This is a genomic window from Pseudobutyrivibrio sp. (assembly GCF_017471675.1).
Lineage (GTDB): Bacteria > Bacillota > Clostridia > Lachnospirales > Lachnospiraceae > Pseudobutyrivibrio.
In genome coordinates this window covers 1-12,299 of record NZ_JAFUSK010000070.1, presented here as the reverse complement: position 1 = coordinate 12,299, position 12,299 = coordinate 1, and the positions used below count along the sequence as shown (strand labels likewise).

Below are 12,299 nucleotides of genomic sequence, written 5' to 3'. Positions count from 1 at the left end.
TTCCAAAAGAAATAATTGAAAAACTTTTGCCATGGTCAAAAGAAATCCCAGACGAAATAAAAGCTCCTTCAAACTGCTAATTTAAGCGGTTCGAGGGAGCTTTTTAATATCCTAACACCGTAAGCTGTAACTACGCTTACCTTTTATTTGCCTTACGGCGGCTTTACTCTTAACTGCATGCCAGAAGTCTGTGGATACTCCAGCCACTTCAAATACCATAGAATCAGCTTCTTACACTAAAACAGCTGAATCATTGACTTCTTCCGAAACAGAATATACAGAACTCCCAGCAGAAACCGAGGATGCTTTTTCACCTCCTGCTGTCTGGGAAGAAAGGCTCGAGCTTCCTACAGCTGAGGAAATTGAAGCCTGCAACAATACAAGCACTCAGCGTTCTCCTTATATAGCTGGCTGGTTAAAAAATGATAAAGTCACACGATTCACCAAGTATTCTGCAGATATTAAGGCTGATTACATGCCATTTGCAACCTACTGCAGTCCTGTAAATCTCACCCTGGATTATTCCTCTTTAAAGGACAAGTATACTAATGTCTGGAACGAAGGCGGTATCGGTATGTATGCCGGTCTTCAACGACGAGAAGCCGATGAAACCAAAGTTGGAATAATGGCATTTTGGGATATTTACTGCGAAGATGAAGACGGAAACATAACAACAATAACGCCAACGCGAGTTTATCCAGAGTCTGATGAGGACACCAGCTTCGATGGAGAGGGCGAAGGTGCCCATACACTCGTCGACTATGATTGGAAGCCCGGAAAGTGGTATCGGATGATAATTCAGTGTGGCACTTCAGAAACAACCGGAAATACTACTGTAGAACAATTGGTGCAAGATTTGGAAACCGAGCAATGGACCTACTTAAGCAAGTACGATCTAGGAATTAAGGATATCGCATTTACAGGAGATGTGGCTATGTTTCTAGAAAACTTCAATCCAAAAACCTCGGGCGAGATTAGAACGATGGAAATAAAAAATGCCCGTATTTGCCCAGAGGGAAGCGAAAATTGGATTTCATTAAATGAATGCGAGTTTTTACAAAATTTTGATTACCCAGGAAGCTACAATTATGGAACGGATGGGGATACTTTCTGGATTATCACTACAGGCGTAACTGGAAAGAATGGTGGAATTTCGGAGCCAAAAACACTAACGGTTAAATAAAAAAGTTTTAAGACAAATAGGAGATGGCAAATGGACATTATTGAATCAAAAGTCAATTATGATGCATGGGAAAGAAAAGAAATCTTTAATTTCTTCAGCGAACTATCAGATCCATTTTATATGATTGCGTTTAGGCAGAATGTGACCAAACTGTACCATTTTACAAAACAACATCATATTTCATTTTATTATGCCTTAGTTTATTTATGTACAAAAGCCATCAATAGCATTCCAGCGTTTCATTATGTAATAAGACAATCAGATATTTATTATTTATCTGAAAGAATACCAAGCTTTACTGATATAAAAAAAGGCAGCGAGCTTTTTCATATCGTGACAATGCCTTGTGAAAAATCAATTATTGATTTTTGCAATCAGGCAAAAGAACTCAGTCAAAATCAAACTATTTTCCTGGAAAAAAGTATGGAAAAAGATTCTCTAATTTATTTTTCCTGCATTCCATGGGTAGATATGACTGCTATGACAAATGTACATGAACTCGCATCTGAGCAAGCAAGAGATGAATCTATTCCCCATATCTCATGGGGAAAATATATTAAACATGATGACCAATTCGAACTGGGTATATCTATAGAAGTAAATCATCGCTTAATTGATGGACTTCACGTTGGACAATTTGCAGAAGCATTGACTCGATTTATCGATGAATTGATGTAACTATCACTCCCAATAGCAAGCAAAAAAGAACAGCTATCTCTTTCGAGATAACTGTTCTTTTTAAAATATCTTAGTGTAATTTATCACTCCCAGTTTTACTTTTTATAATGGCTTATCAGTAAATTGCTAATGAAACCCTGATAGCTATTAATTAAACGAACCCCCAAGATTCTCAAGTGTATCAATTACTACTGTGCAATCTGGTTTTACATTTTGCATTACCACTTTCATTTGGTTTTCAGGGATTGCAACACAACCACCTGTATATGGCTTGTTAGGACCTAAGCAGTGAAGGAATATAGCTGAGCCAAGACCTGGTACACCCTCAGCATTGTAGCTGATATTTAAGCAATATTGATATTGGCGTGTATATTCAATGATATGTTCACTGTTTTCTGTATCCAGATTTGGATATTGATTAATCATAACCATTTTATTGTACTGCATTCCCGGGTTAACATCCCCAGACCAATACTGTTCGTTGCCCACCTGTATATAAGGTATAGCGCAACCTGGATCTGGAGCAATACCAAATGCAGCGTTAAATCCATAAGTTCCTACAGGTGTTTTGGCGTCACCTTCCTTAGTTTTACCCAGACCGTTTTTGCCGATAAATCCTGGTGTACTCATAATCTGATACCATTTTCCATCAGCGGCCTTTTCGTTCAAAGAAACCCATGCTGTTGTACCTTCATAGTTTGCCACTACAAGCATTTGCTTAGAAGTCTTTGCCTGTGGCAGTTTTGCAATCCAATCTGGAGACTTGCCTAACATGGTTGTAGTTGAAGCTGTAGCTCCTGTTGTATTTGCAGATGATATTACAGATTTTGTTGAGACTGGGAATGTGAAATATGTGTCCTTAAATGGCTCATTTTTCAATGTAAAATGCCACCATTCCTCTGGCAAAGGATTAAATCCATGTCTAACCATAACATCTCTAAGAAGCATTCTGTTTGCGTACTGCTCCTTAGTAATTCCTTTATAATCTGGATGGCTGAGCTCACCAAAATAATCAAAGGTTCCACCCATATCCACTTCTTTTTCTGTTCTCATATCAAAAAGAGTCAGATCCAGTGTGCTACCTCTGCTGTGACCAGAATGCTCAGCAATATATCCTTGAGGAAATAGCACAGATTTATCTAATTCTGGGTAAAAATATTGCTTCATGCGTACATCGTTCACATCTAAGGCCCAATTCATAAAATTAGTAACGGCCATTTGAGGACGATATGCATCAAATATTTTCAGCCTATAACCCTTTTGTACCAACTCATCGCTGACACCCTTTAAAGCAACTGCAGCTTCTTTTGTCAGTAATGCCACTGGCTCTTCATAACCTGCAATTCTATCTCCAACAAAATTATAAGTTGAATAGTACCTAATCTCTTGAATTGCATCAGGAACCACATCGCTTAGCAATACGAAATCCGAAGAATCAGCTGATAGCTTTACATCATCTGTTTTAGCGCTAACCTCTAGTGTACTGCTACTGAATGCAGTAAGTGTCAGCACCATAATAATTACTGCACTTGTAAGACTTCTAACTATTTTTTTCAAAACGAACCTCCTTTATATTATTAAACTTGTATGTAACAAAAATTTTACCCCAAATAGTTTAATAATGGTCAAAAGTCGCAGAAAGTTCATAGATTTTTGTTTTATGCAAAATTTAACATTTTGTTCGATTTACACGAATGGTTGTTCGGGTGTATCATCTTATTACAAGGCAAACATATATTCGGAATTTATATTCTATTGTAAAAGGAGGTACAGCCTATGGAACTTAACAATACAATCATTGCTGTAGATTTTGATGATACACTTTGTTTTTCATATTTGTCTAAATTGGTAGGTGTTTCCTAATGGATAATTCTGAGCATCTGCTAATTCCTAAGTGCTATATTGCCATCGATATGAAGTCCTTCTACGCTTCCGTGGAATGTGTGGCAAGGGGGCTTGATCCCCTTAAAGCCAATCTGCTTGTGGCGGATTCCAGTAGAAGCGACCAAACTATCTGCCTTGCAGTATCACCTGCCCTTAAGGCTATTGGCGTCCCCAGTAGACCTAGGCTTTTTGAGGCCAAGCAAGCCATTGATAGATATGAAAAGCTTCACCATACCAACGTCCTTTATATTACCGCAGTACCTAGGATGCTTGAATACGAAAAAGTATCTGCAAAGATTTATGGTATTTTTCTTAAGTATGTTGCCCCAGAGGATATCCACGTATACAGCATTGATGAAAGCTTCATCGATTGCACACCTTATCTGCATCTGTATGAAGACCAGGCTATAAAAACTAGGCAAAATCCTGCTCATGTTATGGCTCTAACCATGATAAAGGATGTCCTTAAGCAAACGGGAATCACTGCTACTGTAGGCATTGGGACGAACCTCTATCTTGCCAAGGTTGCAATGGATATTGTTGCCAAAAAAGCTCCTGCCGACAAAGATGGGGTTCGCATAGCTGACCTAAACGAAGAATCATATAAGACCCTTCTTTGGCCCCACACACCTCTCACTGATTTTTGGCAAATAGGACGCGGTAAGGCCCGCCGCCTGGAGAGTAATATGATGTTTACTATGGGGGATGTTGCCGAACGTTCTCAGATAGATGAAGAATGGTTTTACAAGACCTTTGGCATAGATGCCGAGATTCTCATTGACCATGCATGGGGAATTGAGCCTGTCACCATGCAACATATCAAAAACTATAAATCTGATAATCACTCGCTTTCCAATGGTCAGGTATTGCCTCGCCCTTACAAATATGAAGAGGTGTGCATCGTCCTAAAGGAGATGATTGATATCCTATGCTGTGACATGTACAAAAAGAATCTTGTATCATCCAAATTCACCTGGTGGGTAAGCTATGATTATAAAAGCTTAGAATATTGCCCTCATTATGATGGACCTCTTGCAATTGATTGGTATGGAAGGCTTCATCCAGCCCACTCCACAGGCACGGTAAATATACGCACTGCCACCAACACCTCTAAGCTAATAATTGATGCCATAATGAAGGATGTTATCGCCAAATGTGACCACAGGATCCTGTTTCGTAAGCTTGGAATCTGCGCCTGTAACGTAAAAAGTGATGGAGGTTGCTATCAAATGGATTTATTTACTGATTACGAAGCTATTAATAAGGAAAAGCAGATTCATGGTGCGCTACTGAACGTTCGAACCAAGTACGGTCCCAACGCTATATTAAAAGGGCTTAACCTGTTAGAAGGCGCAACAACCCGCGAAAGAAATGAACAAATTGGCGGACATAAAGCTTAGCTTTGCCATTTTTTATTAATAATAACAATATTTTTTGCATTTTATTAGACAAATGGCTATAATTGTCTTGTATGAGATATTTATAAACTTATTTCAATCCATATGGGGAGGCTAGAAAAAATGGCAACAAGAAAAAAGACAACAAAGAGTAACGTAAAGAGTACATCAGTCCTTCAGTATCAGGGAATTGAGATTTCTGAGGCTGAGTGCGCCAAGAAAGCAACAGCTCAATTTCGCGTTGATTACAAAGGCGTTGAGCTAGAGAAACTTGAAATTTATATTAAGCCAGAGGAGCACAAGATTTATTATGTAGGTAATAAAGATTGTACTGGTTCTGTGGATTTATAAGTTTCTTTTTTATGAAGCATTAAAGCTTCATATTTCGGCAAAACCAAACACATAAAAATCGCACTCGGGATTCCCTGAGTGCGATTTTTTTCATCCAATTATTACTTTCTCTTACGTGTGCTATATACCTGCATAGCTAAAAGTCCTATAGCAATCAATGCAATTACAACTATACCTACTATTGGTAACACATTTGATGAAGCTGAAGCATCTGCTGCCATTTCTTCATCAGCAGCTGCTGGTACATCCTCATCCTCTATAGTGTTATTATTATCCTCATTTGCACCATTATCATTAGCACTTGTATCATCTGTATTAGATGAATCTTCTTTTGAAGCTTCATCTTCTGCAGATTCATCTTCCACATTATTTGTGGCCGTCTTTGCACTTCCATTAGAAGCCTTTCTACTTCTATTAGAAGTATCTGCCGAATTAGCCACAGCTTTATTGGTATTACCAGCTAATGGTGTAGTTGCTTCTGCAATCTGTTTTGTAGTATTAGTAGCTGTTGCAGATATTGCAGAACCTGTTGATGCTGGGGTCGATGTCTGGGAAGTAGCTGTTGCTGAACTACCAGCTGAACTACCACTTGTATTTCCGCCTGCACCAGCTGTACCTGTTCCTGAAATCTTCCATGGCTTAACTGTTGCTCTGCTGGCAAAATCCAACTCCCAACTATCCTTCAAATAAAGTAATAGGTTCTGGTATGTTTCTAACTCTGTAGCCTTATTCAACTTTTCCAACAGAGCATTGCTATCAAAATCTGATTTAGACATACCATAAGACTCTGTATCAACTGCTCCATTTACAACAGTTCCTACCGCTTTGGTTTCTACCTTCTGTCCACCACAAACCACATTTGCTTCTTTGTTGTAATAGTTGTTTGAGCTATAAGATATTCCAGTATTTCTACCAGAAATTTCTCCAAGATCATTAGTATAACGCTCTGATGAAATAGTTACATCTGTAGCATTGTTATATGTAGCTGCTGCCATCATACCTGCAATACCACCAGCTGCCGCCTTATTAAGATTTGCTGTTACATTAACAGAACCACTTACTCTATTGTTAACTAATCCACTCCATGCTGCAAGACCAGTCAAAATACCTGCATAATCCCAAGAAGCTTTAGAATTAGCAATTACTGTAGCATCAACCTTACAATTAACAATAACATTGTCCATGTCATATCCAACAAGGCCAGCTACATAAGCAGCTCCTGAATTTGTAGAAACACTCACATAAGCATCATCTACATAAACACTATCAATATATCCATTTGTGCCCTCAGCCTCTGTGGCAGCACTTAGAACACCTGCATAATATCTGTTATCGTCATTTGTCTGTGTAACAATCTTAGCATCTGTAAATTTTACATCTTTTACGATTGCCCCTAATAAATATGGGAACAAACCAGCATATCTATAAGAAGATGGGTTCTCCTCTGAACCGATTCGCAATCCAGAAATTGTGTATCCTCTTCCATCAAATACACCACTGAATGGATATGGTGTGTTGCCACCAGCTAATTTCCATTCATTTGCAAGTTTGATATCCGAACCAAGAGCTACATAAACTCCACTATAGTTCTCATCTGCATTTAATGATTTGTTGAAATTAACAAGCTGCTCTTCTGTAGCTATTATATAAGGGTTGTTCTGTGTACCATCCCCAGCAGCAAAAATAGTTGGATTTACCTTGCCATATCCAGTATAATCACCATTTTCCATTTTTGTGACTGCTGACGCATAGGCTTCCTTGTATGCGCTGGAATTTTCGTCTGAATCACCACTAACAACCTCAACAACCTGCTTATTATTCTTATCATAATATAGCTTTATTATTGTGGTCATATCCTTGCTTCTTCCGAAGAATTCCCCTGATACTACATTTACCTGCTCCTCTTCCTTTTCAATAACAGGCTCCTTGTATGTGTAAGAGGTTACCTCACCATTTGGAAGTACCGATTTTGTTCCAACATTCCACTTTTTCAGTGAAACCTTTGTTGTAAAATCGCTAATCTTTACAGGATATGCATCAAATAAATTATTTAATCTTTTTGCAAAATCCTTTGAATTAATATCTGCTGTTTTTACACCAATCGCACCACTGTTAACGCCACCGGCAAATTTTTCATTTTCCTCAGTAGTTCCAGGCCCTACCAGCCAGCCAACTGCTTCCACAGGATTTACATTTTTGCCTTCAATTACCTGGCTTGCTTCAAGATTGTAGAAATTATCATATAAAACAGCAATACCTGTTGCCCATCCTGCAAGCTCGCCAACGTACATAGAATAATCTAGCGAATCCATATCAGCATTGCCCACGCAACTAACCATGGTGCCAGCATGAACACCCATAATACCGCCAAGAGCAGTCATTCCTTCTGCTTCTCTGTTGGCAGAACCAGAGATTTTACCGTTGCCGACACAGTTTGCAATAAGTGAACGATTGTTAAGGCCACCTATACCACCAGCCTCGGCAATACCACCTGTAGACTGTGCATATACATCTGCATTATTAACACAATTTAAAATATTCGCTCTATACATGTATCCTGCGATACCGCCACCAAAATGATTAGCAGTTTCGTTTGTAAGACCACTGCGTCCCCAAACATTTCCATCTACAGTTACATTATCAACAGTTCCAGCCACATAGCCTGCCAAACCGGCAACATATAGATTATTATCGCCTTCTACATATATGTTTACATCAAGATTTAGATCCTTAACAAATGAATCTTTGTCAAGTGCACTGAAGAATGCATAGTAAAGAGAGCCATTGTCATGATAATGATTATCTGCCGAACCAATCTTTACTCCACTGACAGTATGTCCATTACCATCAAAATTACCACTGAAAGCATATTCGCCCTCACCTATTACAGTCCAGTCACCTTCAGTAAGCTCAATATCATTAGACAGGGTAATATATTTATCCTTGTAAGTATTTTCTTCACTGAATGATTTAGCAAAGTCTCTTAGCTGTGTCTCATTTGTAATTACGTATGGACTTTCCTGGGTTCCTTCACCAGACTCAAAAATAGCAGGGTCAAACTCCTTAGCATCCTTATCACCAGTGTCCTCAGAATCATTCACAGTCTCACCGGCAAGTGCATTCTTAGTAGCTTCTTTAATACCGTTACTAGAATAAGTTGCGCCACTAACAGCATCCACATCTGTAGACTGACTACTTAAAATAGAATCAATTACCGCTACCGCCTTATCCCAATAACTTTTTGTATCCTTCTGTGATACAACATCAATCTTTTCTATTTTGCCACCATTTACTGTTACTTCAACAGTGATTTCACTCTTAAATCCTTTCGCACTACCACGGTATAGACCGTCCTGCAATTCGGATTTATTTGTCTTAGCTTCTGATGCTGTTGAATTAGACTCAGAATCTGATTCATTTTTTGTTGAAGAATTTTTAACAGAAGATTCCTCAGCTATAATTTCATCCTTTGTATTTTCCTCAGTTGTAACATTTTCAGCAACTTCAGTTTCATTTTCTTCAGTAACTACAGATTCATTCTTTGTATTTTCACTTTGATTAGAATCTGCCTGTACCAAATTATCTTCAGTTACCCCTTCTGTATAAGCAAGAGATTGGATAGAAGATGATGAAACGGCTAAAGTAGTTGCAGTTGCAACTGCCAAAGCTCTTTTCCATTTATTCATATCATTATTCTCCTTGTTATATGTTGTTAGCCGCTAACCAGTGTTAGTGTAGTCAAACTCAAGGAGAATGTCAAATATAAATTATATATTTCTCTAAAAAAGATTTCTCAGTGGTAAGATACCCGATTATACTAGTTAATTTTTACAGGCAACTTTCCAGTTGGATTACTACCGCCAAACAATGTATAGATAGCTGCTGGGATATTAGGATTATACTGCTTTGAATCAGATTTTCCTGTAGGTAATTCTGCCATTCCCTTTCCACAGTAGCAAGCTATTATACCATCTGCCTCTGGGCACATTGATACATCATAAGGTAAATGTGCACTTAGTAAAATAAACTTTTTCCCCCTCTCATGAGTCTTTGCAACAAGCTTGTTAGCCAACTCCTGATTTTTAAAATTCGCTGAATAAGTAGCTGAAATCATAATCACAACATCAGCACCCTCAGTGGCAGCTAATATCCCATCTTCTGCCATATCCTTTGTGCAGACAGCCACTATATTATCGCTATTTATATTAACCTTAGAATTCTTCAGCTTTTCCATTCCATACAAGATTGAATTTGCCTGATTTTCCGCTGGATAAAGTACTACCACCTTCTTGTCAGAGGTTATTGGGAAAGCATTATCATTTTTAACAGCTGTAATAGCATCTACTGCTATATCCCATTCCACATCGTGGTGGGCTTTAGAACCAACAGTCGCTTGGGCAAGTACCTCAGATGGAGTGATTCTTGAAGCTTTCTTCATTACGTTTAATGAATCATCATGCATCAAGCCATATTTTGCCTTCATCTTCAAGATTCTATACACAGACTCATCTACCCTTGCAGTTGATATGGCGCCATTATTAACCTGTTCAACAACACCATCTATATATTTATCCAAATTGATTAATCCTGCTGGCGTAGATAAATCTACAGGCATAAGAATCATATCCGTACCTGCATTTATTGCAAGTCTTGTAGAATCCATCTTACTAAAGTGCTCCGCAATTGCAGCCATATCCATAGCATCTGTAACAACAACGCCTGAAAATCCCATATCATTTCTCAAAATATCAGTCAAAATTGTTTTTGATAATGTAGCTGGCAAATATATTTCTTCTCCAGTTGATTTAGAAATATAGGTTTGCGATTCAATCTTTGGATATTGAATATGGGCCGTCATTATAAAATCAGCATTTTTTGCCACACCTGCAAATGGAATCAATTCCATCTTCTTTAACTCATCATAAGTCTTATCTATCGTTGGAAGACCTGTATGGCTATCAGTATTAGTATCACCGTGACCTGGGAAATGCTTCAATGCAGCCATAACTCCATTATTGTGAAGTCCCTCAATATATTTTGCTCCAAACTTCTCAACTACATTCGGATCATCAGAAAATGATCTTACGCCGATTATTGGATTTGCAGGATTATTATTCACATCCATTACTGGCGCAAAATCCACATTAATTCCCTGCACTGCCAGCTCATTACCTATAATATTGGCTGCCCTGTATGCATTCTCAGTATCTCCAGTAGCTCCTATTGCCATATTTCCAGGCATGGCAGTACCAGTGTTAAGTCTTGTAATATATCCGCCCTCCTGGTCTATTGAAACAAGAAGTGCACTTTGCGCACCGCCAGCCAGGTTTGCCTTTTGCATAGAATTTATAAGTGCAGTTGTCTGCTTAGCATTCTGACAATTTTGAGCAAAAACTATTACTCCACCAAAGCTATACTTGTTTAATGTTGCTCTTATAGCATCATTTATCTCCGTTACACCTTCCTTTTCATCACCTTCGCCCCAGTATCTAAATGATGGCATCAACATCTGCGCCACCTTCTCCTGGGTAGTCATATCCTCAACCATATCTTTTATTCTGTCATCTGCCTTTGCCGTCAGAGGACTGACACAAAATACAAGTGTAGACAATATCATACACATAGCCATAAATAACGAAAATTTCTTTTTTACCATGCCTTTCCTCCTACTATTTGCATTAACCGTTCATATCTTATATTTATAAGATAAAGGTATGTAATAATTGTTAAATAGGCTATGAAATTAATACCAAAAAAGACCTATGATATTAGTTATTAATTATCATAGGTCTTTTATGTGTTAGGCTGTTAACTACAGCTTTTCTCCATTTGATTCAATTACACCTTTGAACCACTCAAAGGATTTCTTTTTGCTACGTGCAAGAGTTCCTGTTCCATCGTCGTGTTTGTCAACATAGATAAAACCGTAGCGTTTTGCCATCTCTCCTGTGGATGCACTAACTAAATCAATGCAACCCCATGGTGTGTAACCCATTAAATCAACTCCATCTTTTACAGCTTCCTTCATTTCTGTAATATGCTTTCTCAAATAATCAATTCTGTAATCGTCATTGATAGTGCCATCTGCTTCAACTTTATCAACTGCACCAAGACCGTTTTCTACAACCATCATTGGTATATGATATCTGTCATAGATAGCATTCAATGTGTAACGAAGCCCCTTAGGGTCAATCTGCCATCCCCAGTCACTTGCTTCAAGATATGGATTTTTTACACCACCCATAAGGTTTCCACCAGTAAGCTTTTCATTCTCATCTGTACTAGCACAAATGCTCATGTAATAGCTAAATGTATAGAAGTCAACAGTTCCTTCTTTAATGATATCTAAATCGCCATCTTCCATCTTGATTCTTATATCATTTTCTTCAAAGTATCGGTCTGCATACTCTGGGTAACGGCCTCTAACCATTATGTCTGAACAGAACCAATTTTTCATGCGCATTTCAGACTGAGCCTTTAGCATGTCATCTGGCTTGCATGTGGCTGGATATGTTGTCATAAAGCAAATCATGTTGCCCATCTTAAACTGTGGATAATTGTCGTGAGCATATTTTACAACACGTGCACTGGCAACAAACTGATGATGAAGTGCCTGATAACGAATCTTTGGGTCATCCTTCACCCCAGTGATTGGGCCAGTATATCCGTAAGCGTAGTTACAGCTTACGGTGTTAGGATATTAAAAAGCTCCCTCGAACCGCTTAAATTAGCAGTTTGAAGGAGCTTTTATTTCGTCTGGGATTTCTTTTGACCATGGCAAAAGTTTTTCAATTATTTCTTTTGGA

Annotated in this window: 7 protein-coding genes and 1 pseudogene; 4 read left to right on the top strand and 4 right to left on the bottom strand. The window is 38.3% G+C overall.

Features of this window, described 5'->3' with window-relative positions; all coding sequences use genetic code 11:
- Positions 1–253 precede the first annotated feature (253 nt).
- A complete protein-coding gene (locus IJ535_RS11445) occupies positions 254–1,183 on the top strand; it encodes a DUF3472 domain-containing protein (protein WP_294302891.1) in 930 nt (309 codons plus the stop codon).
- Between the two features lie 30 nt (positions 1,184–1,213).
- The gene (locus tag IJ535_RS11440) at positions 1,214–1,861 is read left to right on the top strand and encodes a CatA-like O-acetyltransferase (protein ID WP_294302888.1); all 648 of its coding nucleotides are present in this window, start codon (positions 1,214–1,216) and stop codon (positions 1,859–1,861) included.
- 147 nt (positions 1,862–2,008) lie between these two features.
- Here IJ535_RS11440 and IJ535_RS11435 read toward each other — a convergent pair whose 3' ends face one another.
- Positions 2,009–3,418 carry a M15 family metallopeptidase gene (locus tag IJ535_RS11435; RefSeq protein WP_294302885.1) on the bottom strand — a complete coding sequence of 470 codons (1,410 nt, stop codon included), beginning with the start codon at positions 3,416–3,418 and terminating at the stop codon, positions 2,009–2,011.
- Positions 3,419–3,723: 305 nt separating this feature from the next.
- On the opposite strand from IJ535_RS11435, the gene IJ535_RS11430 reads away from it, so the two are divergent.
- The gene (locus IJ535_RS11430; protein ID WP_294302882.1) at positions 3,724–5,145 is read left to right on the top strand and encodes a Y-family DNA polymerase; all 1,422 of its coding nucleotides are present in this window, start codon (positions 3,724–3,726) and stop codon (positions 5,143–5,145) included.
- A 120-nt stretch (positions 5,146–5,265) separates the two neighbouring features.
- A complete protein-coding gene (locus tag IJ535_RS11425) occupies positions 5,266–5,493 on the top strand; it encodes a DUF6465 family protein (RefSeq protein ID WP_294302879.1) in 228 nt (75 codons plus the stop codon).
- A 101-nt stretch (positions 5,494–5,594) separates the two neighbouring features.
- Here IJ535_RS11425 and IJ535_RS11420 read toward each other — a convergent pair whose 3' ends face one another.
- From IJ535_RS11420 to IJ535_RS11410, 3 genes and pseudogenes are all read right to left on the bottom strand, one after another.
- Positions 5,595–9,179, bottom strand: a complete 3,585-nt coding sequence (locus IJ535_RS11420; RefSeq protein ID WP_294302876.1) for an FMN-binding protein — start codon at positions 9,177–9,179, stop codon at positions 5,595–5,597.
- 131 nt (positions 9,180–9,310) lie between these two features.
- Positions 9,311–11,149, bottom strand: a complete 1,839-nt coding sequence (locus tag IJ535_RS11415; RefSeq protein ID WP_294302873.1) for a glycoside hydrolase family 3 protein — start codon at positions 11,147–11,149, stop codon at positions 9,311–9,313.
- A 156-nt stretch (positions 11,150–11,305) separates the two neighbouring features.
- Positions 11,306–12,163 (bottom strand): annotated as a pseudogene (locus IJ535_RS11410) (glycoside hydrolase family 1 protein); the annotation flags it as partial.
- Positions 12,164–12,299: the final 136 nt, after the last annotated feature.

What these genes read in the sequence shown, in the direction of transcription:
- IJ535_RS11415 (WP_294302873.1), bottom strand. Translation starts at nt 11,149, where the DNA reads ATGGTAAAAAAGAAATTTTCGTTATTTATGGCTATGTGTATGATATTG.
- IJ535_RS11425 (WP_294302879.1), top strand. Translation starts at nt 5,266, where the DNA reads ATGGCAACAAGAAAAAAGACAACAAAGAGTAACGTAAAGAGTACATCA.
- IJ535_RS11420 (WP_294302876.1), bottom strand. Translation starts at nt 9,179, where the DNA reads ATGAATAAATGGAAAAGAGCTTTGGCAGTTGCAACTGCAACTACTTTA.
- IJ535_RS11440 (WP_294302888.1), top strand. Translation starts at nt 1,214, where the DNA reads ATGGACATTATTGAATCAAAAGTCAATTATGATGCATGGGAAAGAAAA.
- IJ535_RS11430 (WP_294302882.1), top strand. Translation starts at nt 3,724, where the DNA reads ATGGATAATTCTGAGCATCTGCTAATTCCTAAGTGCTATATTGCCATC.